This is a genomic window from Alphaproteobacteria bacterium (assembly GCA_015231795.1).
Classification (GTDB): Bacteria; Pseudomonadota; Alphaproteobacteria; order Rhodospirillales; family WMHbin7; genus WMHbin7.
This window is the reverse complement of the sequence record JADGAX010000014.1, coordinates 1-25,831: the sequence shown is the minus strand read 5'-3', so window position 1 is coordinate 25,831 and position 25,831 is coordinate 1. Positions and strand designations below refer to the sequence as shown.

At 58.0% G+C, this 25,831-nt stretch carries 37 protein-coding genes and 1 pseudogene; 22 read left to right on the top strand and 16 right to left on the bottom strand.

Annotated elements, in window-relative coordinates:
• Genes HQL44_17175 through HQL44_17135 form a run of 9 tightly spaced genes read left to right on the top strand, consistent with a single transcriptional unit; the run spans position 1 to position 7,584 of the window.
• A complete protein-coding gene (locus tag HQL44_17175; protein MBF0270315.1) occupies positions 1-636 on the top strand; it encodes a hypothetical protein in 636 nt (211 codons plus the stop codon).
• A complete protein-coding gene (locus HQL44_17170) occupies positions 633-1,229 on the top strand; it encodes a hypothetical protein (protein ID MBF0270314.1) in 597 nt (198 codons plus the stop codon). The genes HQL44_17175 and HQL44_17170 overlap by 4 nt, the downstream gene beginning before the upstream one ends.
• Positions 1,230-1,254: 25 nt before the next feature.
• A complete protein-coding gene (locus HQL44_17165; protein MBF0270313.1) occupies positions 1,255-1,647 on the top strand; it encodes a hypothetical protein in 393 nt (130 codons plus the stop codon).
• Positions 1,644-4,505 (top strand): hypothetical protein, encoded by a 2,862-nt coding sequence (locus tag HQL44_17160; GenBank protein MBF0270312.1) that lies wholly within the window; start codon positions 1,644-1,646, stop codon positions 4,503-4,505. The genes HQL44_17165 and HQL44_17160 overlap by 4 nt, the downstream gene beginning before the upstream one ends.
• A 3-nt stretch (positions 4,506-4,508) precedes the next feature.
• The gene (locus HQL44_17155; protein MBF0270311.1) at positions 4,509-5,678 is read left to right on the top strand and encodes a hypothetical protein; all 1,170 of its coding nucleotides are present in this window, start codon (positions 4,509-4,511) and stop codon (positions 5,676-5,678) included.
• Positions 5,679-5,682: 4 nt separating this feature from the next.
• The gene (locus tag HQL44_17150; GenBank protein ID MBF0270310.1) at positions 5,683-5,979 is read left to right on the top strand and encodes a hypothetical protein; all 297 of its coding nucleotides are present in this window, start codon (positions 5,683-5,685) and stop codon (positions 5,977-5,979) included.
• Complete coding sequence (locus tag HQL44_17145) at positions 5,979-6,329, top strand: phage holin family protein (GenBank protein ID MBF0270309.1); 351 nt, start codon at positions 5,979-5,981, stop codon at positions 6,327-6,329. The genes HQL44_17150 and HQL44_17145 overlap by 1 nt, the downstream gene beginning before the upstream one ends.
• A gap of 41 nt (positions 6,330-6,370) precedes the next feature.
• Positions 6,371-7,129 carry a lysozyme gene (locus HQL44_17140; protein MBF0270308.1) on the top strand — a complete coding sequence of 253 codons (759 nt, stop codon included), beginning with the start codon at positions 6,371-6,373 and terminating at the stop codon, positions 7,127-7,129.
• Positions 7,126-7,584 (top strand): hypothetical protein, encoded by a 459-nt coding sequence (locus HQL44_17135; GenBank protein MBF0270307.1) that lies wholly within the window; start codon positions 7,126-7,128, stop codon positions 7,582-7,584. The genes HQL44_17140 and HQL44_17135 overlap by 4 nt, the downstream gene beginning before the upstream one ends.
• A 357-nt stretch (positions 7,585-7,941) precedes the next feature.
• Here HQL44_17135 and HQL44_17130 read toward each other — a convergent pair whose 3' ends face one another.
• The 14 genes from HQL44_17130 to HQL44_17065 form a co-directional block, all read right to left on the bottom strand.
• A complete protein-coding gene (locus HQL44_17130; protein ID MBF0270306.1) occupies positions 7,942-8,904 on the bottom strand; it encodes a site-specific integrase in 963 nt (320 codons plus the stop codon).
• A gap of 191 nt (positions 8,905-9,095) precedes the next feature.
• The gene (locus HQL44_17125) at positions 9,096-9,389 is read right to left on the bottom strand and encodes a hypothetical protein (protein MBF0270305.1); all 294 of its coding nucleotides are present in this window, start codon (positions 9,387-9,389) and stop codon (positions 9,096-9,098) included.
• Between the two features lie 180 nt (positions 9,390-9,569).
• Complete coding sequence (locus tag HQL44_17120; protein ID MBF0270304.1) at positions 9,570-9,809, bottom strand: hypothetical protein; 240 nt, start codon at positions 9,807-9,809, stop codon at positions 9,570-9,572.
• Positions 9,799-10,110 (bottom strand): hypothetical protein, encoded by a 312-nt coding sequence (locus HQL44_17115; GenBank protein MBF0270303.1) that lies wholly within the window; start codon positions 10,108-10,110, stop codon positions 9,799-9,801. The genes HQL44_17120 and HQL44_17115 overlap by 11 nt, the downstream gene beginning before the upstream one ends.
• Before the next feature lie 62 nt (positions 10,111-10,172).
• A complete protein-coding gene (locus HQL44_17110; protein ID MBF0270302.1) occupies positions 10,173-10,421 on the bottom strand; it encodes a hypothetical protein in 249 nt (82 codons plus the stop codon).
• Positions 10,418-11,080, bottom strand: a complete 663-nt coding sequence (locus tag HQL44_17105; GenBank protein ID MBF0270301.1) for a hypothetical protein — start codon at positions 11,078-11,080, stop codon at positions 10,418-10,420. Before HQL44_17105 ends, HQL44_17110 begins: the two co-directional genes overlap by 4 nt.
• Entirely contained in the window at positions 11,077-12,180 is a 1,104-nt protein-coding gene (locus tag HQL44_17100) for a phage Gp37/Gp68 family protein (GenBank protein MBF0270300.1), read from the bottom strand. Before HQL44_17100 ends, HQL44_17105 begins: the two co-directional genes overlap by 4 nt.
• Positions 12,177-13,580 (bottom strand): reverse transcriptase, encoded by a 1,404-nt coding sequence (locus HQL44_17095; protein ID MBF0270299.1) that lies wholly within the window; start codon positions 13,578-13,580, stop codon positions 12,177-12,179. Before HQL44_17095 ends, HQL44_17100 begins: the two co-directional genes overlap by 4 nt.
• The gene (locus HQL44_17090) at positions 13,573-13,935 is read right to left on the bottom strand and encodes a four helix bundle protein (GenBank protein ID MBF0270298.1); all 363 of its coding nucleotides are present in this window, start codon (positions 13,933-13,935) and stop codon (positions 13,573-13,575) included. Before HQL44_17090 ends, HQL44_17095 begins: the two co-directional genes overlap by 8 nt.
• Before the next feature lie 59 nt (positions 13,936-13,994).
• On the bottom strand, positions 13,995-14,552 hold the full coding sequence (locus HQL44_17085; GenBank protein MBF0270297.1) for a DUF1566 domain-containing protein: 558 nt from the start codon (positions 14,550-14,552) through the stop codon (positions 13,995-13,997).
• A 65-nt stretch (positions 14,553-14,617) separates the two neighbouring features.
• Complete coding sequence (locus HQL44_17080) at positions 14,618-15,163, bottom strand: DUF1566 domain-containing protein (GenBank protein MBF0270296.1); 546 nt, start codon at positions 15,161-15,163, stop codon at positions 14,618-14,620.
• A gap of 145 nt (positions 15,164-15,308) precedes the next feature.
• Complete coding sequence (locus HQL44_17075) at positions 15,309-15,941, bottom strand: phosphohydrolase (GenBank protein ID MBF0270295.1); 633 nt, start codon at positions 15,939-15,941, stop codon at positions 15,309-15,311.
• A complete protein-coding gene (locus HQL44_17070) occupies positions 15,938-16,279 on the bottom strand; it encodes a DUF2312 domain-containing protein (GenBank protein ID MBF0270294.1) in 342 nt (113 codons plus the stop codon). Before HQL44_17070 ends, HQL44_17075 begins: the two co-directional genes overlap by 4 nt.
• A gap of 125 nt (positions 16,280-16,404) precedes the next feature.
• Entirely contained in the window at positions 16,405-16,755 is a 351-nt protein-coding gene (locus HQL44_17065) for a hypothetical protein (protein ID MBF0270293.1), read from the bottom strand.
• A 212-nt stretch (positions 16,756-16,967) separates the two neighbouring features.
• Between HQL44_17065 and HQL44_17060 the strand changes: the two genes are divergently transcribed.
• A complete protein-coding gene (locus tag HQL44_17060) occupies positions 16,968-17,240 on the top strand; it encodes a hypothetical protein (GenBank protein MBF0270292.1) in 273 nt (90 codons plus the stop codon).
• Entirely contained in the window at positions 17,237-17,626 is a 390-nt protein-coding gene (locus HQL44_17055; protein MBF0270291.1) for a hypothetical protein, read from the top strand. Before HQL44_17060 ends, HQL44_17055 begins: the two co-directional genes overlap by 4 nt.
• Here HQL44_17055 and HQL44_17050 read toward each other — a convergent pair.
• The gene (locus HQL44_17050; protein MBF0270290.1) at positions 17,623-18,291 is read right to left on the bottom strand and encodes a helix-turn-helix transcriptional regulator; all 669 of its coding nucleotides are present in this window, start codon (positions 18,289-18,291) and stop codon (positions 17,623-17,625) included. The two genes, HQL44_17055 and HQL44_17050, sit on opposite strands and share 4 nt — an antisense overlap.
• Positions 18,292-18,324: 33 nt before the next feature.
• Between HQL44_17050 and HQL44_17045 the strand changes: the two genes are divergently transcribed.
• Positions 18,325-18,597, top strand: coding sequence for a helix-turn-helix domain-containing protein (locus tag HQL44_17045; GenBank protein ID MBF0270289.1), 273 nt, complete (start codon positions 18,325-18,327; stop codon positions 18,595-18,597).
• Positions 18,598-18,607: 10 nt separating this feature from the next.
• On the opposite strand, the gene HQL44_17040 is transcribed toward HQL44_17045, so the two are convergent.
• A complete protein-coding gene (locus tag HQL44_17040) occupies positions 18,608-18,811 on the bottom strand; it encodes a hypothetical protein (protein MBF0270288.1) in 204 nt (67 codons plus the stop codon).
• Positions 18,812-18,846: 35 nt separating this feature from the next.
• Here HQL44_17040 and HQL44_17035 point away from each other — a divergent pair, with 35 nt between their 5' ends.
• The 10 genes and pseudogenes from HQL44_17035 to HQL44_16990 all read left to right on the top strand — a co-directional run.
• A complete protein-coding gene (locus HQL44_17035) occupies positions 18,847-19,401 on the top strand; it encodes a hypothetical protein (protein ID MBF0270287.1) in 555 nt (184 codons plus the stop codon).
• Positions 19,332-19,910 carry a hypothetical protein gene (locus HQL44_17030; protein MBF0270286.1) on the top strand — a complete coding sequence of 193 codons (579 nt, stop codon included), beginning with the start codon at positions 19,332-19,334 and terminating at the stop codon, positions 19,908-19,910. Before HQL44_17035 ends, HQL44_17030 begins: the two co-directional genes overlap by 70 nt.
• 264 nt (positions 19,911-20,174) lie before the next feature.
• Entirely contained in the window at positions 20,175-20,558 is a 384-nt protein-coding gene (locus tag HQL44_17025; GenBank protein ID MBF0270285.1) for a hypothetical protein, read from the top strand.
• A gap of 26 nt (positions 20,559-20,584) precedes the next feature.
• Positions 20,585-21,421 (top strand): annotated as a pseudogene (locus HQL44_17020) (site-specific DNA-methyltransferase).
• 51 nt (positions 21,422-21,472) lie between these two features.
• Positions 21,473-21,820: a hypothetical protein gene (locus HQL44_17015; protein MBF0270284.1), complete on the top strand. Its 348-nt coding sequence runs from the start codon at positions 21,473-21,475 to the stop codon at positions 21,818-21,820.
• A gap of 95 nt (positions 21,821-21,915) precedes the next feature.
• Positions 21,916-22,161: a helix-turn-helix domain-containing protein gene (locus tag HQL44_17010; GenBank protein MBF0270283.1), complete on the top strand. Its 246-nt coding sequence runs from the start codon at positions 21,916-21,918 to the stop codon at positions 22,159-22,161.
• Positions 22,158-23,663, top strand: a complete 1,506-nt coding sequence (dcm, locus tag HQL44_17005) for a DNA (cytosine-5-)-methyltransferase (GenBank protein MBF0270282.1) — start codon at positions 22,158-22,160, stop codon at positions 23,661-23,663. The genes HQL44_17010 and dcm overlap by 4 nt, the downstream gene beginning before the upstream one ends.
• Entirely contained in the window at positions 23,660-23,857 is a 198-nt protein-coding gene (locus HQL44_17000; protein ID MBF0270281.1) for a hypothetical protein, read from the top strand. The genes dcm and HQL44_17000 overlap by 4 nt, the downstream gene beginning before the upstream one ends.
• On the top strand, positions 23,854-25,290 hold the full coding sequence (gene dnaB, locus HQL44_16995) for a replicative DNA helicase (GenBank protein ID MBF0270280.1): 1,437 nt from the start codon (positions 23,854-23,856) through the stop codon (positions 25,288-25,290). The genes HQL44_17000 and dnaB overlap by 4 nt, the downstream gene beginning before the upstream one ends.
• On the top strand, positions 25,283-25,831 hold a 549-nt coding region (locus HQL44_16990), incomplete at its 3' end, for a hypothetical protein (GenBank protein ID MBF0270279.1). The genes dnaB and HQL44_16990, both read left to right, overlap by 8 nt.

Here is a 25,831-nt window from a genome sequence, read left to right as displayed (position 1 = left end):
ATGACGATCACCTATCCCCTGTCGATGCCATCCGCGCCAGGCATTAAAGGCTTTCGCATGACGGCGCGCGATGTGGTGGCCGCGCCTGAAAGCCCGTTTACCGGCGGCGAACTGATCTATGATTGGCAGGCCGACTGGTGGGAGGCCGAAATCACGTTGCCGCCTATGCAGCGCGCCGCCGCCGAAGAATGGCTTGCGTTTCTTCTGTCGCTGTACGGAAAGAAAGGCACGTTCTTGCTGGGTGACCCCGACGCCACAACGCCGCGCGGCGTGGCGACGGGAACGCCGTTGGTCAAGGGCGCTTCGCAATCGGGCATCTATTTACTGACCGATGGTTGGACGCCCAGCACGACGAATATTTTGAAAAAGGGCGATTACATTCAGATCGGTTCCGGTTCGTCGGCCCGGCTGCATAAGAATTTGGAGAATGTCGATTCCGACGCCAGCGGCAACGCCACCCTGACTTTATATCCGCGCCTTCGACAATATCCAGCCGCGCCTGCCGACAATGCCGTCATCACGACAACATCAGCCAAGGGCGTCTTTCGCTTGGCCAGCAACGAACGCGGTTGGGACACTGACGAAGCCTGTTTGTTTGGCATCACGTTCGCGGCGCGAGAGGCGATGATTGCATGACCGAAAGGACAGTTCCAGCCGAGATGGCGGCGCAACTTACGGCGCGCTATTTACGCCCGGCCATTCTGGTCGAAATGGGTACCAGCGACGGAACGGTTTATGTTTGGTCAGGGCTTGGAACGCTGACCTGGGGCGGTAACGATTTCGCGGGCGTTGGCCAGTTCGGCGGCATGGACGCGATCGAGGAAACAACCGATCTGGCGGCGACGGGAACAGCCTTTTCGCTTTCCGGCGTGCCCGAAGATATGTTGGCGACGGCGCTTGATTACGTTCGCCAGGGCTATCAGGCAAAGGCCTGGCTTGCGGCATTTACAGACGATGGCGTGATGGATGGAGATCCGTTCCTGATCTTCGACGGGTTGACGGATGTTGGACGAATTCACGAGGACGTGGAACGCCCGGTGATTACCGTCACGGCTGAATCTCGCATGAAGCGTTTGTCGATCCCTAAAAACTGGCGCTACACGCCGGAAGACCAGAAAATTTATATCCAGCAGCTTTACGACCGCAGCCTAATTTCCGCTGTCGTCAACGATAAAGGATTCGATTATGTCCCCAGCCTGCAAGACGCCCAAATCAAATTCGGAAATTAAGCGCCTTCCAGGTTGGGAGGACCGCTTGTCGGCCATGATTGCGTCAGCGCATGGTCGCGCATTCGAATGGGGTTCGTTCGATTGTTGCTTGTGGGCCTGCGATGTGGTCGAGGCTTTGACGGGCGTCGATCCAGCGGCCCCTTTTCGTGGCCGCTATAAATCGAAGCGTGGAGCCTTTGTTGCGCTCAAACGCTTTGCTGGTGGCGGCATGTTGGAGACGGCGCGCAAGATCGCCGACGATCTGTCGTGCCCAGAAGTGCCGGTAAAAACGGCGCGCCGCGGCGACGTTGTTTTGCTGGAACGCGACGATGGCCCGGCGCTTGGCGTCTGCGTTGGCAAAGATGTGGCCGCCGCCAGCCTGACTGGCCTTTGCCTTGTTCCGCTGAAAGAGGCCAGCCACGCCTGGAGGGTTGGGTGATCCTTCGCGCCGCGCTGTTCCTGGCCGCCATTCTGGCGGCTTTTTTTATGGCTGCGCCAGCCGATGCCGCTCCCGTTATAGGCGCTGTGGTGTCTGCGGCAATAGCCTATGGATCAGGCGCGACAATTTTTGGGCTTACCGGGTTTGCTGCTGCTGCTTTAGTTGGCGTTGCTAATCTGGCGATGGGCTTCATTTCGCAGATGATGACGCCAAAACCGAAAGCGCCCGAGCTGGGATCGCTTAGTTATTCGGCGCCAGACAGAACGCAGATGATCAAGCAGCCGATCACCTATCGGCGCTGCATTTATGGCCGAACCAAAGTGTCTGGCCCGCTGACCTTCATCCACACGACCGACAACAACAAAACCTTGCATCTGGTGATCACGCTTTCCGGCCATCCGCTCGAGGGGCCGGTAAGCCTGTGGTTCGACGACGAAGAAATTACCTGGAACCAAAGCACTGGCGCTTGCGGCGGCCGGTGGGATGCATATGCCTGGGCGTGGTTTGGTGATGGCAGTTATGACGGGTCGGGCGATGCCGCCTTTCACGCCGCTTTGTCTGGCGCTTGCCCCGACAAGTGGACCAGCGACCACAAGCAGCTTGGATGCGGAAAGATTTACATTCGCTGGAAACACAATAGCGATTTGTTCGACGCCAACATGCCGACTGTGCGGGTGGTGGTGGACGGCAAGGCAACGATTTTCGATCCTCGTGATTCAAGCACGGGCTTTAGCAGCAACGCCGTTTTGTGCATTCGCGATTTCTTGTCTGACCCATATTGGGGCTTGGGGGAAACCGGGCTTGACGATGACGAAAACGAAGCGTCAGCGAATGTCGCCGATGAAAATGTTTCCCTGAAAGCGGGGGGCACCGAAAAGCGATACACAGCAAACGGCACGTTCGAGGCGAACGAAGCGCCAAGGGAAATCATCGCCCGGCTGCTTACATCCTGCGCTGGCGAAGTGACCTGGGCGGGCGGCCAGTACGCCGTGCTGGCCGGATATTGGCGCGCGCCATCAATCACGCTGACATCCTTCGATATCGACGGACCGTTCGATGTTGTCGGCAATTTGTCGCGTGACGATTTGTGCAACGGCGTCAAAGGCATTTACGTTTCGCAAGTCGGAAGCTGGCAGCCGACTGATTTTCCGGCCGTGACGTCGGCAACCTATCTGGCTCGCGACAACGGCGAGCGGCTGTGGAAAGACGTTGAGCTTCAGTACACGATCTCGACATCATCGGCGCAGCGTTTGGCCAAGATCGAATTGGAAAGCCGCGCGCGGCAGAAAACGGTCAACCTTCCTTGCCGACTGACGTCGAATACGATCAAGGTTAAAACGGGAACCATCGTCAACTTCACTTATCCGCGCTTTGGATTTGCAGCAAAAACATTCAAATGCGTCAGTTGGAAATTCTCGGTCAAGGAAGATGCCGAGAAAAAGCCTTATCTGGGCGTAGATCTGGTTCTGCGCGAATGGGATTCAGCGATTTATTCCTGGAACGCGGAAGAAGACGAAATCATCGTCGCGCCGCCATCGACGACAACCTTGCCAGATCCGTTCACGGTTGCTGCGCCTGAAAATGTTACTTGCGCTTCCGGTGTTGAAAACATGCTGTCCTTTGGCGACGGAACCCAAATGGCCAGGATCAAGGTCGATTGGGACGCGCCAGTCAACGGAATGGTGTTGGATTGGGGTGTGGTCGAAATTCGCTATCGCATTTCCGGCGCCGCCGATTGGCTGGCCGCCAATCCAGTTGTGGGCGCTGTTGGGCCTGGATGGATTTCGCCGGTTCAAGATGGCGAGATTTACGAAGTGGAGGCCCGTTTCGTCAATTCGTTGCGCAAGAAATCGATCTGGACTGCGGCGGCTGATCACACGGTCATTGGCAAGGACACGTTTGCCGCCGATGTGACGGGATTTTCGGCGCAGCAAAGCGGCGGTTCCGTCAATTTTCGCTGCGATCCGAATACCGAGTCCGACAACAACCGCATCGAGATTCGCTACAACCCGGTGGGCAATACCGACTTTGCTTCGGCAACGCCTGTGGCCAACGTGCTGCGCGGCCACGCCTTTAGCTCGGGTGTTGTTCCGCCCGGTGACTGGACATTCCTGGCCAAGGCCTTCGACACGTCAGGAAACCAAAGCGTCAATGCCGCGCGGTTTGACCTAGTTGTGGGAAATGCGTTTGACGTGGTGCTGTCGTCTGAGCAGGCGCCGCGCTGGCTGGGAACGAAAACGAATTTCCTGTTGCACTGGACAGGCGTGCTTGTGCCGTCGTCAACCAAGGCGGCCAACGAATTGACGAATGCGGAACTGTTCACGCAATTCTGCCCGTATCCGGCCGCATCCTGCACCTACGAGGCTGCTGAAAAAGACCTGGGTTTCGATGCCGATGGCGTGCGCGTGTGGGCCGACATCGCATCGGCGTTGGGGCCGGGCGTTGCTTCCGGCATTGCCGATCCCACGTTGTCGATCGATTATCGCGACGAAGCAGCCAGCTATGACGGCTTTGAAAATTGGACCATCGGCACCACTGATTTCAGGCGCATTAAGGCCAAGCTGACGCTGACGCCAGCGATTGGCAACGCCAAGGTGACCGGCTTCAATCTGGTTTGCGACGTCGCTGAACGCACTGAAAGCGGATCGTCGACCGCCGCTGTCGGCGGAACGCGCATCAGTTATGCGCAGCGATTTTTTCTGACGCCGAACCCGCAAGTCACGGCGGCTTCTGTTGCTGGGGCGGCGCGTTACGCCACATGGCAGGGCGCCGACGAAGAGGGTTTTACCGTTTTTGTCTTCGACGAAACAGGCGCATCAGTCGGCGGCGATTTCACTTGGTTTTCAACGGGGGCATAATTTATGACGGCCACATTCAGCCAGCCAGATTACACGACGAATTCGAACAGTACGGCCTATCCACTGTCTATCGATGCGTCTATTGCTGTTCTGGCCCGCGTTGCGGCACAGTTTGCAGCGCACGAACAATCGACGCCCAACATGACGGTGCGCGTCGATGCCGGTGTTATTCCGGCATTTGCCGCCACGCCCGCAGAAGTTGCGGCACAGAGCACGGGCACCATCACCGCGCCCAGCGTCAACCCCAGAAACGACATTGTTTACATCGATCCGTCCAGCGGTGCTGTTGGCGTGGCAACTGGCGCTGAGTCCGCAACTCCAAGCGATCCTGCTGTGCCTGCGGGCAAGATCGCCATCGCCAGAATCAGCCTGACGGTTGGCATGACGGAAATCGCGAACGTAGATATTGACGATCTTCGTCAGCTTGGCTTGCTTGGTCTTGGCGGTGCCGCGACGAAGAACACAGGTACGACGGCGGGCACGGTCGCTGCTGGCGATCACGCGCATGGTGGTGTTTATCAGCCGGCCGACACGCTGCTGGATGACATCGCGGGGCTTACTCTGGCCCAGGGAGACGTGCTTTATTTCGACGGAACGAACATCGTAAATCTCGGCCCCGGCACGTCGGGTCAGTTTCTCAAAACTCAAGGCGCCAGCGCTAATCCGATTTGGGATGACGTGGGCGGCGGCGGTCCCGCCCTGGCAACGGCCGTTGCCACCACATCGGGAAGTTCTCATGACGTCACTGGAATCGCCGCCGGGACACAGTGCATCGAGATAATGTTTAACGGCGTGGGGCGCAGCAGTACGGTTGATATTTCGGTGCAAATTGGCGATAGCGGTGGCATTGAAACGTCTGGCTACGAGGGCGGTGGCTTCGGGTTGATCGACGCCACGCTTAGCCGCCTCGATTTCTCATCTTACTTCACAGCCGTCTATTCTGGCAGCGCCGCTGCTGGTGCCTACAGAGGCGCAATTACGTTAAGGCGCGAAAGTGCTACGTCAAACACATGGACGTATGAGTGCAAAATGAACAGAAACGGCGGCGGTGCGCTGACGGTTGCAGCAGGGTCGAAGGCGCTTACGGGCGAACTGGACAGGTTTCGAGTATCCGTTCCAAGCGGGTCATTCAATGCTGGCGAATTCAATTATACAATTCAGGCGGGGGGCTGATCAAATGGCGACAAGAATTATTTACGACGCTGCAGGTCGAGAAATTAAGCGCGAAGAATATGATCAAATGCTTTTGCCCACGGCTGTTGCCGATATCAAAGCTGAAGCCGCGCGGCGCATTAGCGTATTGTTTGGCGGGAAAACTGGGCAATCTCTGATCTATGCCGAAATCAACGCGCTGTCTGACGGCAGCTATCCAGCGTCGGCGGTGCAGGCAATTCGGGTGGCCAGCGATGCGATTGAAGCGCGGCTTGCCTTAGATCCATATCTCGATCCGGCCACGCAACCGGAGTGGCCGTGATGGCATCAGACATTCCGCAATTTCCGCCCGGCACAGGTCAGGCGATCGCTGGCGCATCCGGCATGTTCGGGTCGGCGCTGCTTGCTCGCGTGCTCTGGCATCGGCGCAACACGCTTCGCCATGGCCGCAAATTCTGGACGTCTGATCTGGCTTGGCAATTTCCAATCGCGGCCTTTTGCACGCTGCTTGCTATCGGAATTCAAAGCTATCTTGCGCTGAGCATCGAAACCGCTGTCGCCATTTCGACGTTCTTGGGATGGATCGGCCCTGGCGGAATCCAGGTCATCGCCGAGCGCCTGCTTGATCGGTACGCGCCGCGCCAGGTCAGCGATCCGCCCGAGGAATGCTGATCGCTAAAACTTGCTACGTTAAAATTCAGGAGGTTTGAAGCATGAGCGGAAAAATCACCAGCGCCGCGCTTGATCTGATCCGCCATTACGAGGCGGGTGGTCGGCTTATTCCCGGCCATCGCTATCTGACCTGTTATCTGTGCCCGGCTGGCAAGCCAACGATTGGTTATGGCCACACGCGGACAATGACGCCCGCCGATGTTGGCGTGACGAAAATCTCTGTCGATGAAGCCGAGCGTTTGCTGCACGAAGACGTCGAATATTTTTCCGCCGAGATTCTTGATCTGCTGACTGTCGAGGCCGACGATCATCAATTCAGCGCCATGATGTGCTTGGCGTTCAACATCGGCATCGCCGCTTTTAAAACGTCAACCGTTCTGCGCCGCCACAATGCGGGCGATTTCGATGGCGCGGCGGCGGCGTTCAGCCTGTGGATCAAGGCGACGGTCAACGGCAAGAAAAAAACCTTGCCGGGCTTGGTCAAGCGCCGGGCGACCGAGGCGGAAATGTATCTGCGTTTGGCGGGCGGCGAAAAAAACATGCCGCAGGCGATTGAGCCAGCGGTGCGCATGCGTCCGCTGGCGCGTTCCAGAACCGTGATCGGCGGCGGAACGGCGCTGACCACGGCGGCCAGCATCGGCGGCGCGCTGCAGATTGTGACGCCGCTGATCGATCAGGCTGGCGAATTCGCCCGCACGCTGGCCAATGTGTCGCCCTGGCTGATCGTGGGCGTGCTGGCCGCCGGAATCGCTTACATGCTGTGGCGTCGCTGGGATGACGCGCGGGAGAATGCGTCGTGATCGGGCGCGTGATTTCCGGGCTGTTTTCGGCGGCTGGGGTAGGGGGGGCGCTCTGGCCGCTGTTGGCGGGCGGGCTGGGGATTTTCGCCGCTGGCGCGGCGTCTGGCGGCTATCTGGCCTATCAGTACGTTTCCGGCCAGTTGGCGAAATCTGAAAACAAAATCCTGGTCGAGGCGGCGCTGCAACAGCAACGCGCGGCGCAGGAGATTATGGAATTGTCGGAGGCTTTTGAAAATGCCAGAAATCAACGCCGAATCGTTTATCGCGACATCACGCGCGAGGTGGACAAAATCGTTGAGCGTCCTGTTTATCGCGCTGATTGCCTCGACGCTGACGGGCTGCGGCTCGTCAACCGTGCGTTGGCTGGACAGGCCGCCGCCGCCCGCCAACCTGACCAGCCCGTGCCCGCCGTTGGTTCCGCTGGTCGAGGCTGGTGGTTCGGCCGTGATCCGTAAACTGGTCGAAATCGGCGCGGCCTATAACGAGTGCCGCGATAAACACGAGGCGCTAGTCAATGCCGTTAAATGAACTATGCCCCCGCTGGCCGAATGGCTGGCGGGGGCTTTTTTTGCCTAAAAGAGGCAGTGGGCTTTGGTTCAAATCGTGGTTCACATGGCCGCCTTGGTTATTGTGTATTCCCCTTGTTCCCTATAAATTTCCGCGAATTCCCTTTAAAAACCTGCGTTCGTTCACCCAGATAGTTCTCCGAAGGCAGGGGTCATGGGTTCGAATCCCGTCGGCTGCGCCAATTAAATCAATCACTTAGATTTTTGTAAGACAGTAGTTGAACCAAGATATTTGGTTCAAGCCCCTCACAGTTTCAGCGCTTTGGCCGCTTCGGCCAAATAATCCGGGCTGTGATGGGCATAGGTCCGCCACGTAATACGTGGGTCGGTGTGGCCAAGGAAACGGGCGATCTGTTCGATTTTTACGCCGTCCAGGGCCATCCATGTAGCTGCTGAGTGGCGCAGGGTGTGCGGGGTTACGCCGGGCAGATTGGCACGTTTGACGGCGGCCTCGAATGCTGTCTGGATCGACCCGACCTTTTTTCCCCGAAACGTGATGACGTGCGAATCTTCCGTCCTGGACTTCCAGGCGTCCTGCAGATAGGGCATCAAGTCGTCTGTGATGGGCACAATGGCCCGCGATTTTCCCCCTTCCTTGCGCCCCAGGTTGATGGTGCGTTGCTCGAAATTTACCTGAAACCATGTCAGGTCAAGCAATGCTTCTTTTCGTGCAGCCGTGCTGAGGGCCAGCATCATGAACAGCTTCACATGCGGCTGAATGGCCGCATCGAGCAACGAGCGAAATTGTTCCTTGGTTATCCAAAGTTCCTTGGGTTGCGGTGGTTTTGGCAGATCCCATTCGGCCTTATTGTGCGCGTCAAACCAATTCACGGCGGCGCGCAGGCTGGATAGCTCTTTGCGAATGGTGCCCGGCTTGATGCCCTTGGCGGCACGCTCTTTGGCATAGGCGCGGCAAGTGTCCCTGGAGATGGTTCGGTGATCGATCTTGCAAAAAAATGACTTCAGGGCCTTCCATGCGTTTTCCAGGCGTCTTTTATCAAGAGCCTCAGATTCCCTTAAATACGATTCCCAGATCGATGCGCAGTCAGGCCCTACTCGACGCGCGAGTTGTGCGCGAACTGAATCAGCTTCCCGCTCGGCAGCCTGGCGCAGTTCTGGCCGGGCTTCGAGTCCGAGCGAGAATCGCTTTCTTTCGCCATCGATCTTGAGTTCGAGGCACCATCTTCCTCTGTATTCAATGACCCGCATTCGTAGGCTTCCACGGCTGTCAAGGGGATACGAATATCAACCCCTACACGAAAGGATGGCAAGGTCTTTCTTTCGACCATGTTTCTGATGGTGCGCGGCGTGCAATTCCAGCGGCTTGCGAGTTCTTTTGTTGTCAGGTTCATTTTAGCCTGCCCAATCATATCCGCCGTCTTCGCGTGTTGGTAAGGTTGTCATGCTGGCATCCTTTCACGGTTTGGATTCTTGCTATCCGGGCCTTCCGCCTCGGCAAGCATCTCTTGTCGCAAGGCGTTCATCCAGAAAACAAGAGGGTTGCAGTTGCAATGGTGAATCTGCATCCAAGGGACGGTTACGTTTTTCCATACCGTGCCGCCTTCCCTGCGCAGCTTTGATTGATCCAGGAGAGCCACGATTCTCACGCCTTCTGGCAGCAAAATAAGCTGGCATTCCACAGGCCCGAGTTTCGCGGACAGTTCGGCGGCTTCTTGGAGATATGAAATGCTCATGGCGCTCACGTCGCGTTCGCCAGCAGGGCGTCGAGTTCGCGCCATTGTTCAAGGGTGGTGGTCATTTATGGTCTCTCACAGTCCAGCCCAGGGTGTAGCCAAAAACTAGGCCAACGAACACACCGATAAAAAACACAATGTCCATTGATGAGAACACAGCAGCCTTTTCCATGCAGTCAGTCATCCTTCCCGCGCCTCCTTGCGCTCGCCCTCGACGAATGCGCGGGCTTTTTTGATGATATGTTCAGTCCATGGAAGAGGAAAACCGGTTCGCTCGGGCGGAGAGCACACCGCAAGCGCCAGATACGCCTCGTTGCGCTCTGCCTCCAACTCCGCGATCCGGGCCTTGGCGGCGGCGAGTTCTTGCTTGGCCTCATCCCATCCTCTGCGGTAAGGATCAATCGATGTTCTATGGCTCATTACCAGCTTCCTCCCTCATGCGCTCCGCTGTGTATTTTTCAATGAGCGCTTCAACCCGGTCTTCATTGAACTCGACGTCAGCCCAAGCCTCTAGGACGTGGACAATCTCGTGCATTAGAGTTTCGGCCACCATGTACGGAATATCGGCTGCCGGAATGTCCCCAGAAGCGACACAGGCCAATAACCCGCCAACATTAATCACAACGTGAGCCTTCCCTTCCGCAACGATGCCGTCATCACGGAATGCCGCAAAACCGGGAATCCAGTCGTGCTGGTAAACTTCGATGCTTATTTTGTCCATCTCTCTCTCTCATTTCAAAAGTTCATCGAGCTTCTTCTGGACAAGTCTGTGTCGGCGGATGCTCATGACAACACCTTGTCGTTTTGGCGTTCGTCCATCGCTGAAAGAATTTCGTTGGCGACTGCATCCGACATTGCTGGGCCGCTGTAGGTGGCCGCTAACCGCCCAACGACAACGGCATCATGTCCGACCTCCGCTTGGGCCTTGGCCCACGTTTCTGCCTCGACGCGGCCGCCATAGGCTAACCCTTCAACTAGATACTCGGTCAGAAAAGTGGGGCGAGCTGGAATTTGGATTCTAATGTTCTTCATTCTGCCCCCAACTTGTCGATGTTGCGTTTGTGGACCTTGAAGCTGATCGCCGCGACGAAGGGGTTTTGATCCCATGATTCTGGGCCGTTGATGTTGCGCCACAGATTTTGGAACCAGTCGCGGGGGTCCGGCCCTCCTGATATGTTTGGGAAGGGGCAGCCTTCAGCCATGGCGTCGCCCCGGCTTATATTCTGCAACCTCTCGACCTTCACGCCCGTCACTTCCAGCGTGATCCGGCTGGCCCATCGCGGCATGTGGATCGATGGGCGTAGCTCCCATGTGGCGTAAGGGTCAGGGGCGGAGATGTATTTTCCGCTCAAGCCTTTGGGGTAATGGCGATTCGGCGTGTTTTCGGGTTTTCCGTCTGCCGCGTAATGGACCAGTCGTCCTCGAGTCCAGCTACTAGGCTCAGGTTCTCCAGAGGGGAGCGTGCAAGGATACCTGCATGCCTGATACAGATTCTCACGCACCCACAGCAGGTCGCCGTGGGCATAGGGAATTAGATCGGCGCATCCGGGCTTCAGCAGAAAATCAGCGCCGAAAACAGCGATGGCATCAAGCGCTGGCTTCTTTTTGATAATCCTTCGCGTCTGCGTCTTCCTGCCGTCGATCAGGGCGCGAATCATCGGGGCGGAAAAAATGATGGGGCGGTCGGTCATTTCGGCATCTCCAGATGTTCAGCGCCATCAAGAAGGCGACCGGCCTTGGCCTTGCCGACGCGATACATCCACTCAAGCCCCAGCGGGTTGTCTAGCTCCCTTTCGTCGTCTTCAAGCACTCGCGCAGTATCGTTGAACGCGTCTTTGTCAATAATGACGGCAGCGCTGTTGTGCGCTTTGCCTGAGGCGACCCTTCTTGCATGCTCCTCGACGGAATAATCGCGGTAAATGATTCGCCCATCGCGTAGCCAGCAAAGCCCATCTGATGTTGGATATTTACGCTTTCGATCCGGGCCATGACAGTACACATCAATCCCCGAGGTTGGCAGCCACTCGCCCCACTGTTTGAAATAAAACGGAACGCCAGCGGCGGCGCATTGGTCGCGGATGCTGCGCACCCAATCTGGATGCATCGGTCTAGCGGCCTTGCCGCTTTCGCCCTCGACGATCACCCAGTTAATGTTTCGGATAAAGTCACGCAAATCAACCGGCCCCAGCATCGGCGCAAGCGAAACGCCGCGCACGGCGGCAGGCGTTTCCAACGTCGGCGGAATCAGTCGATTAGCCGATTCCTGATCCCATACGCTGGTGATCTGCCAGACGTTGGGCAGCGGCATAGAAAGCGCGCCGTGCCGGTTTCCAAGGTTGGCGGGAATTTCGTTGATAGCGAGGCAAAGTTGGGCATTTCCCATGCCGTTGCGCGACAAAAGATAATCCCTTCTGCGCTCGGCCCGTTTCGTAAAAATCAAAAACGTGTGCTGCGGGCACAGCGCCATCACGGCGAAAACTTTGTCCAGGAAATCGTCGGGCACCTGGGCGTGGAACAGATCGCCGCGCGGGGCGATGAAATACCGCTGAGGTTTTTTGGTGCGCAGCGGTTCTTCCGGAACATCCGCGTTGCAGCGAACCTTGCCGGTCCATTGAGCAATGCCGTTCTTGTCGAAGCCAGCCAGCCCGACATAATGCGGCAGATGCTTCAGCCGCGTGGCGGCCTGGAATGCGGCGTAGCAGTTATCGCAGCCCTTGTTGCCGTCCCTAGAACATCCGGTGACGACCGGCAAGGTGGCGGTGGCAAAATCGATCATGGTTTTTCTGGTCATCTTCTCTCCTTCGCTTTCGATAGGTCGGCTTCCACCCACAGGCCGCGATGGATGGCGGCGCGGGCGATCTGCTCGCGCTGGGGTCGGCTGCCGGAATGTTTTGTCAGGCCAAGATAGGCGGTGACGGTGGCTGGCAATTCTGCCTGCGCCGTCGTGGCGATCCTGGCCAGGGCGGCGCGGTGGGTGCGTGGCCGCGTCTGGCGCCGATGCGGCCTGATGACGTGTCCAACAAAATCGACGCCCTTATCAACCGGCGCGACAAACGTTTTGCTCTCGGCCAGCTTCAGGCCGATGGAGGAAAGATGCTCGCGAATGGCGTTCGCGGCTGACAAAAGCGCTTTTGGCTCGTGATGCAGCAGCAACATGTCGTCGACATAGCGCACGTAAGGGCGAATGCCCAGCTTGCGCTTGACCATCTGATCAAGCCCATCCAGATAGACGTTGGCGAAGAATTGGCTGGAAAGATTGCCAATCGGCAGGCCATTGCCTTCCGGCGCATGGAACAGGCTTTTGTGGCGCGGCACGCGGGCGAAACTTTGCGGGCTTCCTTTGACGATGCAATCGCGCTTCACGTCCTGGAAGACCAGCTTGCGGCAGAGATCGAGCATCGTTTCATCGCGCACCCTGGCTTCCAGCATGGCGAACAGATCGGCCCGCCTGATCGAGACAAAGAAATTCGCGATGTCGGCTTTCAGGTAAAAAACCGGCTTGCTCCAGCCTTCGGTCTCGCTGCGCAGATGTTGGGCCAGCCGGTTGGCTGCGTACAGCGTTCCGCGTCCCTTGATGCAGGCGCAGGAATCAGCGATGAAGGCGGTTTCGATCCGTGGCGCAATGGCCGCGTAGACCAAATGATGGACGATACGGTCGCGAAAATCGGCGGCCCACACTTCGCGGGGTTTCGGGCGCGTGATAACGAAGGTGGTGGCGGGCCTGGGCTGCCATGCGCCGGAAACAAGTTCCTCGTGCAGATCGATCAGATTGCTTTCAAGATTCACTTCGAAAGCCAGCGCTGACGCACTGTTGCGCTTGTGGCGTCTGCATTCGAAATAGGCTTCAAAAAGTTGAGCCACGGTGATTTCGGAACGATAGGTTTTGATTTGCGGACAGCCCTGACGCGCCATTGATTGTTCTTGTTGTTGTAGTTCTGGTTGCCGTTGTTGAAGTTCTGCACCCAGGCGTAATCGGCGCTGGCCTGTCATGTCGGGGGTGTACAAGCCGGGATGGCGATTGCACGTCGGCAGTGCCGACATAATTTGACGTGCATCGACACCATCCAAGCCGTGCCGGGACGTGCCGGGAGCAGTCGGCCGTTTCCCGTTGGCACATGGAGCGACGGCAGGCGCCGCCGCTACCCCGACCAAATCATGCGCGCAGGCGCCATGGCCATAACCATCACGCATCGGGCGCTCTCCTCTTCTTCGCGTAATTCAGCCAGCCCGTCGCCTGCTTGCCAATGGCGGCGGTCAGCTCCACCGTGGCCCCGAATTGCCCGGCGGAAATCAGATGCAAATCCTTCGAAAGGCGTAGCTGCAAGCGAAGAACGGAAAGTCTTTCTCGCAGCCCTTCGATGACCGGAACTTTGTCGGTGGTGCAGTTGGCCTGAAAAATCGCCGTGGCCAGTTGTTGCGCCCCCAGATCGATATCCCGCGCCAAGCCATGCCGAAACGACCTCGGAAAATTCTTGGTGAGATTCATCACCAGCAGAATCAGATCGTAGGTCGGTTTGTAGATCGGCAGGTCTGTGGCGAGCGTCATGCAAAATTTCCGTCGGTCAGACACCCCGCGCGCTCAGCGCGCGGGGAATAGGTGAATGGTTAAAGGGGATGTTTGCGGACAGCCCTGACGCGCCATCGATAGTCCTTGAAGTCGCAGGTCTGGAAGCCGGTGATGAAGTACTGCACCCAGGCGTAATCGGCGCTGGCCTCGGTGCTCGACCAATATAGGTCGCGCTCAAAGGCCTGGGCGTTGCCGGCCTTGAAGGCTTCGATATCGGTCTTCGGCGGATTCCAGTTGTCGCCGTCGTCGGCGGGCAGGAAGCGACTGGCGATCAGGTACAACTCGTCCTTGCTGGGCAGATACCAGTCCGTGAAGCCGCTGATTTCCAGCCCGGCGCAGAACTTGGCCACAGGGTGGTCGCCTTCCAGCAGCGCCTGGGTGTTGGCCTGGCCGTCATGCAACGAACAGGCGGCGGTTTCGCTGCGAACGCCGTTCGTGAAGGCAATTTCTTCGGCCTCGCCTTCGGTTTTCGGCGCCACGATCAGCGCATACTTGCTGCCGCCCTGCTGGAACATGATTCCGGCGAAAAAGCCGCCCTGGAAGGGTGCGCCGATTTCGGGCATGGCGGTTTCGGTGGTGGGTGCGATTTGGTTCATAATGTCGGTCTCCGTTGGTTGCGGTTGTGCGCCGGTCGCTCAGCGACCGGCAAATAGGTGAATGGTTAAATCAGGATGATTTTGCGGACAGCCCTGACGCGCCATTGAAAGTTCTTGTAGTTGCAGGACTGGGTGCCGTTGATGAAGTATTGCACCCAGGCGTAATCGGCGCTGGCCTGTGTGCTGGTCCAGTAATAGCCACGCTCGAAGGCCTGGGCGTTGCCTTGCTTGAACGCCTCGATCTTGGTCTGGCCAGGGTTCCATCCGTCGCCATCGTCGGCGGGCATGAAATAGCGGCGCAGCAGAACCATGTCTTCCAGGCTGGGCAGGTGCCAATCGCGGAATCCGCCGATGGCGAGCGCCCGGCAAAACTGCGCCGCCGGGTGATCGGCGTTGTTCAAGGCTTCGCTGTTGCGCAGGCCGTCAAACAAATCCTTGGCACCCTCGCTGGGCGTGTTGGTCTTCTTCCACTGGATGTCCAGCCTTTCGCCGGTTTCCTTGGGCGCCAGGATCAGAGCATAGGTTTTGCCATCCGGGCCGATCTGACGACCCGCGTAGAACCCACCGCCGAAAGCGGCGCCCGGCGCCGTGGGGCACTTCTCGGCCTTCATGCGGGCATAGGCGAGCGGGCGCGGCTTCGCCGCCCTGGCAGGCGTTTTTTCGGCTTTGCGGGCCACGGGTTTCTTGGGCGTTGCCGCCTTCCTGGTGGCGGGCTTTTTCTTCAGTTCTGGTTTGGCTTTGGTCATTTCAGTATCCTCACGCGGCAGGGTTTGTGATGGCGTTGAAAACGAATCGAGCTTCGTGTGACGAATCCATTAGGCTCGATAAGCGTTTCAAAAAATCATCCTCAGCTTTTGCCCAGGGCAAAGGCTTGATGACGAAATTCAGCGGGTCTGGCATTTTCGGCCATGGGGTGGGTGGGTCTGCCATCAGATCGCGGGCCTCGGTGGCCAGGGCGATCATGTCGGCTTCGTGAATCAATTCGGCGTGATGCAATTTCAGGGGCCACGAAAGGCCAAAGCGGCAAAAAACGGCCACATCGGCAGCGGTTTGCAGAACCTCGAGCGGGTTTTGATTTTTGCAAACGCGCTGCATCGCCTCTTTCATCGGTCTTGATAGATCGCCGATGAAGGCCTCGTGCGCATCGTGCAGCAGGGCGGCCAAAACCAGTTTGCGCCGATCTTCGTCGCACCTGAATTCAGCGGTCCTGGCGGTTACGATGTCGGCCACCAGCAATGAATGCTGGGCGACTGAATAGGGCGTGTGGGTGGCTCCGTTGAAACGGTTAATCAGCGCCAGATGATGCGCGATGTCGCGTGGGTCAACCGTGCGTGGGTCGGGATTGATCAGGTCAACCACTTTTCCTGATGCGGTTTGAATCCAAGTCATGGTTTCACCTCGCCGGTTTCCAGGCCTGCGCGTTTCAAAGCGCTTTCTCCAAGCGGGGTGTCGGCCAACATGCCCAGGGCCGACATGTACAGATCCAGCAATTCTTGCTGTTCGCGCCGGTCTTGTGGGTCTTGCTTTCGGATGCGCACAATCTGGCGGATAATTTTGGTGTCGAACCCTGCCGACTTGGCTTCGCTCAACACATCCTTGATGTCGGCCGACAGGGCGGCCTTTTCTTCCTCGAGGCGCTCGACGCGCTCGATAAATGATTTCAGCCTCTCGCCTGCAATGCCGGAATTATGTCCGGGCTGGCCGTGCGTTCTTTGTTGCTTTGACATGATTTCTCCGTTCAGGTGCAAATGGTGGTGGCGAATAATTAGGCTGAATCCGATGCGTTCCATTTTCAGCGCCTGCACGCGCAGGCGGCTGTTGATGCGGCGGCGCTGGATTTTGGCCGGTGACGTCACGCGGCGTTGTCTCGTTCGTCGTGCTCGTGCGTGATGGCGGCGTGCGTGCGCGCGATGCGCATGGGCGGCAACGCGGTTTCGCAGGGAATTTGGGCGCTCATGCCGTGGGCGATGCCGTTGTTCCAAAACCCGTGCAAATAGGTTTCCATGCACGCATTAAACGGGTTGGCGCAGTCAATGCCTGATTTTGCAGCCAGTAGGGCGGCATAGCAGGCCTGCTGGCCGCCCAGGCCGTGGGATGTGTGTTCCTGGCGCGCCTGGGCGATCAGGGCGTCAATCTCTGCCCTGGCCGCATCGACGGCGCGCTGAATGGCCTGGGCGGCGGGCTGAATAAAAACGACACGCATGGCGCAACCTCTCTCAATCGGCCCGGCGCGGGAATCGGGAGGGGAACGCGCCGGGCCTTGGTGAGCGCGCCGTTAGGGGTTGTCGGCGCGACATCCGGGGTGGATGTGAGGGCAGGATACAAATATAATTGTTGTTAAGTCAACAAGGAAAATTGTCGCTGCGGCTTTAGTCCATTTTAGTTATTGTTGTAAAGTGGTTACGAATTGAACCAATGGGGGTGGCGATGGAATTCATGGTGATCATGTTGGGGGTCAATCTGTTTCTTGTCGGCCCGCTGGTGACAAGCTGGGCTGCGGCGGCGCGGGGAAGAAACCCTATCGTCTGGTTCTTCGCGGCTTTGCTGTTCACGCCGATCTGGATGTTGCCTCTGGTGCTGGTGCTTGATCGTAAAATGATTTCCGGCCATGAAAAGGCCTGCCCGCAATGTGCCGAGAATGTTAAGTTGGCGGCGATAATATGTCGCTATTGCGGGAGCGTTCTTTGATCAATTCTTTAAAGACGTTGTTGCCTGTCTTGTTTCTTGTCGGCGGTTGCGCAGCAACATCGGCAGAGCTTCAGCGTTTGCCGCCAGTTTCAATCGTATCGTTTAAATCCAACAACATTACAAAGTTGGCGAGATGCGTCCAATATGATCTGGTGACAAAGAAAAGCGAGAATGGGCCGTTTTTGCTTGGCATCGGTTATAAATCAGAGGTCATGGATAACGGAAAAGGCGAGGCGACGGTTTGGGGTCCTTCCCAGGGCTTTCCGTTTTATTCCGTCGTATTTTTGGATCATCGGGCGACGATTTATGCGCAACCGCTTCCGGCATATAACGTGGATGAAGTGGCTGTTGTTTTGTCATCCGTTATTGCAGATTGTGACGACTAAACACCGAACAGATCATTCATGGTCAGCACGCGATGCACGGCGATAACGTGCTCGCGCTTGAATGTGTGGATTTGCGGTGGATTCAGCCCCTCGGCGACGACGTACTTGTCATCTTGCTTGGACAGGCGTTTGACCCAGCTTTGCGGGTGATCGGCGTCGTGATTTCGTATCTGGATCACCACCCAATCGCCGATCCTGGCCGGGCGGCCGGGGTGGACGAAAATCAGATCGCCGTCGTGATAAACCGGGGCGTTTGAATCGCCCCGAACATACAGCGCGTAGGCCTGCGGCGATTTGGCCAAAGCGGGCGGGCGGCGAACGAAATCGACGGGATCGTGATCTATCTGCAGCGCGCCCGAGACGCTGCCTGCCGCCGTGCCCAAAACAGGCAGGTCGCGGGGCATTTCATGATTCGCTGGCGGCCTGATATCGGCGTGAATTGGCTGTTGCTGCGTTGTGTTTTGGTCTTCCGATAGTCCTGTAAGCCAATTTGCACTAACGCCTAAGGCATTTGCTAGTTTTAAAATGTATCCAGTTTCAGTAATTTTACCGTTTTCAATTTGTCCTATTGTCTGTTGCTTACAGCCTACTTGTTTCGCAAGGCTTGCTTGCGAAATCTTCATTTCGTTTCGTCTTTGCTTTGTGCGCTCAGCTAGTGTGTTCATTTCAATATTCTACAAAGTTTTTTGTTCGCGGTCATGACAAAGAAAGTTGTTGCGCATTACACAAACATCTTTGTATGCTTGGTTATGGCAAACGAACTTGTTCAGCGAGCGGTGCATCTAGTTGGCTCTCAGGCCGAGCTTGGTCGCCGGTGTGGGAAAAAGCAGGGACATGTTTGGTCCTGGCTTAATTCCGAGCGTGTAAGCGCCGAGACGGCGATTTTGATCGACGCCGCAACGGGCGGCGCTGTTTCGAAGTGCGATTTGCGGCCTGACATTTTTCGCAATCGCGATGAAAGGGCGGCGTGAAATGGTTCGGTCATCCGGCGTCATGGTCGCTTTTCCCTCGCTCGCTACCAAGCATCTGGCGAAGTGCCTTGGCCTCGGCTTGCGCCTGCGCCAGGGCTTGGTCGTCGTGCTGCCTGCTGGCCGCGAGCGCCGACGCTTCCAGCGATTTTTGAAGCCCTGTCAGCGCGGTTCTGGCGCGCTCGGCGATGGTTCGTTGTTTCGTGGCGTGTTTCATGGGCTGAAGTCTGGGCGCGTTCAGGGGGCAATGCCATGTCGCTGAGCGCCGCCATTTTGCAGGCCAGCGTCGGGCCGGGCCATCCGGTGGGAAAGCGATTGCGCGAATGGCTGGCGCCCTATTCCGAGAAGGCTTTAGCCAAGCGGCTGGGCGGCATTGACTTGCGCACCGTGCGATCGATGCGCCAGGGAAACTGGCCTTGCGGCCGTCATTTGCTGGCGCTGGTCGAGAATTTCGGCGTCGAGTTTTTGGAGTTCGTTTTCGCACCAGCCCTGGCCGAAAGCGATCGTTCGCTCGAGCGGCGGCTTGAGCGGCTGGAGGCGGAAGCCGGGGCCATCAAAAGGGATTTGATACGTGAAAAAATTGCGGGAAAAGACAGTGCACATTCTGGCGTGGCTGCATGCGCATCTGGGCCAGTGGCATCTGGCCAAGGCCAGAAAATGGCTGGGACGTCGCGGCGCGTTGCCGCCGTTCTCGCCCTGATCGGCGTGCTGACGGCCTGTTTCGATGGTGGCGACGATTGGCTGCGGCTGCCCAGCGCGCCGCATATCGCCCGCGTGCATGCGCAAAAAACAAGGGAAACGACATGAGCGCAAGAGAGTGGATACAAAAGCGTGATGGAATCATTCGCCGTCTGGCTGGCGAAGGAATGACCACTGAAGAAATCGCGGGGCGCATGCGGCTGCTTCCGTCGCTTGTGCGCTCGGTTTTGTATCCTGCGCCGGAAACGCGAAAGAGCGCGGCGCCTGCCGTGACGTCGCCATATTTCGATAAGAACGCGCGTCTGACTGAATTTGGAAAATCGGAATTGCTGCGCCGTTTCGACGATGGCGATGATCTGGTTTCGCTGGCGCATGATTTCGGCTACGCGAACGAGCGCGGCGTGCGCTCTGCTGTTTATTTCTTTCGCGCCAAATTGGCGGCTGAAACAGGGGTTGTTGCAGAAGTTCAGGATGATGATTTGCCGGCGAGAATGTTTCGCCCATGGCCGGTTGATATGGTTTTTGAAGACGACCCCAGGGCCTTGCGCAAGGTTGTCGGCGCGATGCCGGTGCGCCCGCTTCCCAGCACAATGGGCGGAGTGGCGCGATATGGCTGAGCGTTTGGGAATCTTGCGCATACGAACCTTCAGCGTGCGCGATGACGGTGTTGATCTTCCGGCGCTGCAATGTTTCGAGGATGGCGTGTCGGGCGACTGACTGCCATCGCCTGATTTTTTTAACGGGGGCAATGATATGTATGGATTGATGATCGTTGGGTGCCTGCTGCTGACCGGGATTGTTCTGGCTGCTCTGCATTGCCTGGCCTGTCTGATTTGTGGATCGTCAACCGACGTGCGCGAGGCGACCGAGGAATGTTGAGCGTGCCGCCTCTGGTCACGATTTTTCAAAAGCCGCCATCACGCGACGAATGGATGCGCTTGCGTCGTTTGTGGCGCTCGCCGGACATGCTGAAGCCCGCCGAGATTCTGCGCCGCATGAATGGGCGGACGGCCCGCGATTTATTGTTGATGCTGGATGTGATTCTTGGGCCTGGGCGCGAAGATGTTGATGGCGCGCCGGGGTTCGATGCGCGTGTCTTGGTGGCGCTGGCTGGCCGTGCGCAGCCGCGTTTCGATTTGCCGTCATGCTACGAGCTGGATGGACGCCCGGCGGATTGGGCGATGGTGGCCAAGGCCGCAAATGTCGTGCTGCGCGGGCTTAAATTCCCCATCGTCGATGGGCCGTGGGAACGGATGGCGGCGTGAGCGTCACTATTCTGCATGGCGACGTGATGGATCGGTTGCGCGAATTGCCCGAAAACTCGGTTCATTGCGTGGTGACCAGCCCGCCTTATTGGGGGTTGCGCGATTACGGCGTTGCCGGTCAGATCGGCATGGAACCGACCTACCAGTTGCATATCGCCGTTCTGGTCGAAGTGTTTCGCGAAGTGCGCCGCGTGCTGCGCGCCGACGGCACCTGCTGGATGAATTATGGCGATTGCTGGGCCAGTTCGCCAAATGGCCGCCCTGCCGATCAGGTGAATGCGGTTGGCGGTGATGATCGGGTTTTTCGCGACAAGCCGTTCAGCACAGTTGGAGGCGGATTGAAACCCAAGGACCTGTGCATGATGCCGCACCGCATAGCCATTGCGCTGCAGAGCGATGGCTGGTGGGTTCGCGACGACATCGTTTGGCACAAGCCCAACCCCATGCCCAGCAGCGTCAAAGATCGCCCCACGCCAGCCAAGGAATATATCTTCCTGCTGTCAAAATCAGCCCGATATTTTTACGACCATGTAGCGATTATGGAGCCGCTGGCTGATCCTGCCGCCGCCTATAAATCTCCGGACGGATGGAACACAGGGGATGGAGCGCACGGTTCCTTCCATCCAAATGGCCGGAAAAAAGGCAAGGCATCGGCGCGCAATAACTTTCGCCGCGATGGTTGTCTGAAAATGGCAGACGTTCCAGGGCAGAAACCACAAATCAGGGCTGATCGCGCGGATACTGATCTTGACCCCCGTGGTCGGAACAAACGCAATGTCTGGACGATCGCCACCGAGCCGTTTAAAGACGCGCATTTTGCAACATTCCCGACCGCTTTGGTCGAGCCTTGCATTCTGGCTGGAACATCAGCCAAGGGCGTCTGCCCGCATTGCGGCGCGCCGTGGGCGCGGATTATGGGACAGCCGACGCCGCTAGATGGACGCGCCAGTGGAAACATGCAGCGCAAGCCGGGCTGCGACGTGATAGACGGCGCCAGTCATGTCGGGCGAGGCTTCCCATACCATCCTGCCGAACCTGTCACAGATGGTTGGTCGCCTTCCTGCGCCTGCGCAGAACATTCCCCTGTTCCGTCCACGGTTCTTGACCCATTCGGCGGCGCTGGAACAACGGGTTTGGTTGCTGACAGGTTGGGCCGAAACGCCATCCTGATCGAGTTAAATCCGCAATCTGTCGATATCGCGAAGCGGCGCATTTCGGGTGACGCCGGGCTTTTCGGAATAATCAAGGACAGCGCCGCATGAAAGGTGGAGCGAAAGCGAATTGCTGCCCTTTGTGCTGCCAGCCGATTGCGCAGCCGCATGGGATTTCAGTTGTCGATGATCGAAGGGCGATTGTTGTGCGTGGTCGCGTATTTCACGCCAGCGCCACAAAGCGTTTGATTTTGTCGCGTTTGATTAAATCCATGCCCAACACGGTAACGCGCGAATCTTTGGCGGTGGCGATCTGGGGAGATAGCGCCTACGACAAAGAATGGAAATCGGTCGACGTGTTGCTGTGCGCAATCCGCAAGATCTTGGCTGGGTCTGGCTTTCGCATTTACGGCGAGCATGGCGTCGGCTGGCGACTGGTGGAGGAGAAATGATCTACGGTTCTGTTTGTTCCGGGATCGAGGCGGCAACGGTGGCTTGGCATGGGCTGGGCTGGCGGCCTGCGTTCTTTTCCGAGATCGAGAAATTTCCGCGCTCCGTGCTGGCGCATCATTATCCAGATGTGCCGTTGCATGGCGATTTCACAACGATTCAGGCGGGTGATTATGAGCCAATTGACCTTCTTGTCGGCGGAACGCCGTGCCAATCGTTCAGCATCGCCGGATTGCGAGCGGGGCTGGATGACGATCGCGGCAACCTGGCCCTCGAATATCTTCGCTTGGCTGACCTCTTGCGGCCCCGCTGGCTGGTTTGGGAGAACGTCCCCGGCGTCTTATCAAGCCTATCCCACCAAGCGCCAGATCCAAGTCCGCCGCCGCCACCGATGGATTTGGAGTGCGGCGGACAGGAAGTGGAAACTGAAGACGTCTACGATTCAGAAGAGTTACACGCCTTTCAGTGCTTCTTGGCCGGACTTTCAGAACTCGGCTATGGGTTCGCCTGCCGAGTGCTTGACGCTCAGTATTTCGGAGTTCCACAGCGGCGCCGTCGCGTCTTCGTTGTCGGATATCTTGGAGACTGGCGACCTGCCTCAGCGGTTCTTTTTGAGCGCCACAGCCTGCAAGGGCATTCTGCGCCGAGCCGAGAAGCGGGGCCGACAGTTGCCGCACTCACTTCAAATGGCGTTGGAACGTGCGGCGCAGATGACAACCAAGCACAAGGCGGGCATTTGATCGCTTTTGGCGGCAACAACACATCTGGGCCGATCAATGTTGCAACGGCGCTTAACGCTTGTTCCTCGGCCAGCGGGCGTATGGATTTTGAGAGCGAAACCTTCATCGCCCACACGCTGCGCGGCGAAGGGTTTGACGCCAGCGAGGATGGGAGCGGGCGTGGCGTTCCCATAGTTCCTGTGGTGTTTGACTGCAAGGCTAGCGCTGGATTTCAAGCGGTTTCTGAATCCGGCATAAGCCCAACTTTGCGCAGCATGGCCAGTGCAAGCGGCCATCAAAACGCGGGTGGTCAATTGGCGGTGGCATATCCGATTCAGGAGGTCGGCAAGCGCACGGGCGCGTCAACTGATGATGTGCGGGCGGGAATCGGCGTCGGTGATGATGGCGATGTCATGTTCGCGCTGCAGGCTGGGGCGCAGCATGGCGTTTTTGCGTTTGACCTGCGGGGCCGCGATGGTGGTGCGATGGTCGAAGGCATGCACGACCCGGCCAATATCCGCGCCGCCAGCGGTGGTTCTAGCCGCAGTTACGTCAGCAGCGCCATGGCGGTTCGTCGCCTGACGCCGCGCGAATGCGAGCGTCTGCAGGGTTTCCCGGACGATTACACCCGAATTCCATGGCGTGGAAAGGCAGCCGATCAATGCCCTGATGGTCCGCGCTATCGGGCGCTGGGAAATTCCATGGCGGTTCCGGTGATGGCCTGGATTGGTGGGCGCATCCAGGCTGTTGACAACATTCTGGCACAAGCGGAGGCGGCGGAATGACACGGCAATTTATGACGCCGCGCGAATTTTTCGAGCAAGCCGCGAAATTGCGTCTTGTTCCACGTGAAACACGCCGGGATGAAATGATGCGACTTATGATCCGCTGCCTAAATTCGAACGGATTTGGCGCAGGCGTCGATGAAATTTGCCGCGCCATGGGTGTCGATATCAGCGATCTGGGTGATGCGGCATGAGCGACATGTGGATGGCCAGCTCTGATGCCGAGCAGAGCGTTTTGGGCGCCATATTGATGAACCCGAAGGCGCTGTCGTCGGTAATGGAAATCTTGCGTCCTGATGATTTTTTTGAAGTGCCGCATGCGGCGCTGTATGGCGCCATGCTTGACATGGACAACACGGGCCGCCAGCCAACAGCGCCCGCCATGGCGGCCTATTTGAGCCACCACGAGAATTTGAGCGAGCGGGTCGGCGGCCAGACATATCTGGCGCGGTTGTCGGCGGCGGCGATCCCGCGTTTGGCTGTTGACCATGCGCGCCTCGTTCGCGATTTATCGGCCCGCAGGGCCTTGGTTGAGGCTTGTGGCATTGCCATAGCCGACGCCCGCGAATATGGCGCCAGGGAGGGAACGGGCGACGTTCTGGAGCGGTTGGAGGCGCGCCTGACCGATCTGGCGCTGGACCAAGCATCTGGCAGTGGGCCGACCGCGATTTCAGGCATTACGGCTGGCGTGGTCGCCAAGATCGAGGAGATGCAAAAATCTGGGCGGCGCATGCTGGGTGTCCCGACCGGACTGAAACGCCTGGACAGGCTGTTGAGCGGCCTGCAGCCCGGACAACTGGTGTTGGTGGGCGCAAGGCCTAGCATGGGTAAATCTGTGCTTGGAGAAAACGTGGCGCGGCGCGTGGCGATGTTGCCGGTTGGGCCTGATGTTCCGCCCGGCTGCGTGGCGTTTTTTTCGCTGGAAATGACCGCCGAGGAAGTGGGGCAGCGCGGCTTGGCTGACATGGCTGGCGTGCCGTTTCATCTGCTGCGCCGTGGCGAGCTTAGCCATGGCGGCTTGCAGCAGGTGGCCATGGCCAGCGCCGAGCTTGGGCAATTGCCGTTGTTTGTCGACGACACGCCCGGCCTGGGCGTTGCGGCTATTCGATCGAGGGCGCGGCGGCTGGCGCGCAAGCATGGCGGCATGCGCTTGATGGTGGTTGACCATTTGCATCTTGTTTCCGGCCATGGCGGCGAAAACCGCAACACTGAGCTGGCCAACATCACGAAGGCGCTGAAAGTGCTGGCCAAGGAACTGTGTTGCGCAGTCGTGTTGTTGGCGCAGTTGTCGCGAAAAGTTGAAGAGCGCGAAGACAAGCGGCCGCAGTTGCAGGATTTGCGCGAATCGGGCGCCATCGAGCAAGACGCCGACGTGGTGATGTTTCTGTTTCGCGAGCAATATTATCTGGAACGCGCCGAGCCGCGCCGCACGCCGACCGAGACGGATGAAAAATATAACGACCGCCAAAGCAGATACATGAAGCGGTTGGAAGAGGTGTGGAACACCTGCGAAATCATCGTCGCCAAGCAGCGCAACGGCCCGGTGGGAACGGTGCGCCTGGGATTTGAAGGGCAGTATGCGCGATTCTTCAACATCGACGTGGAAGAGGTCGGCGAGCATGGCTAATCATTTCCGCGTGCAGAATGACGCTAGCGTCGATCCGAAATGGGGCGTGGTGGCCAAGCGCATTGGCCAGCCCAGGCATCTGGTAATCGCGCTGTTTCTGCGGCTGCTGGAAATTGCATCAGCCAACCGGCCGCGTGGATTTCTGGGTGTTGTGAAGCCCGACGAAATTGCCGACGTGATCGGCTGCGAGGAAAGCGTCGTGACGGCTGCCATTGCCGTTATGCGCGAGGTTGACCCTGCCACTGGTCGGCCACGCTTCATCAGAGATGATGGGGCTGTCGTCAACTGGCCGAAATATCAGCCGACGCGCGAGCGCGATGCCGGGCCTGATCTGCTCGACCATTTGACCAATGAGGCGGGTGCCAACCCCGCCGCCGGTGCCAGTCCGGCAAAAACAAGGATGGGTGCCAATCCCGTTCGCCGTGCCAATCGGCAGGACAAACCACAAGATGTTGTGGTTTGTGATCGAGAAAACATACAAACAGCCACGAACAACCACTGCCAAGCCATCAGCAGCCAATCACCCCCTCCCCCTCCCTTT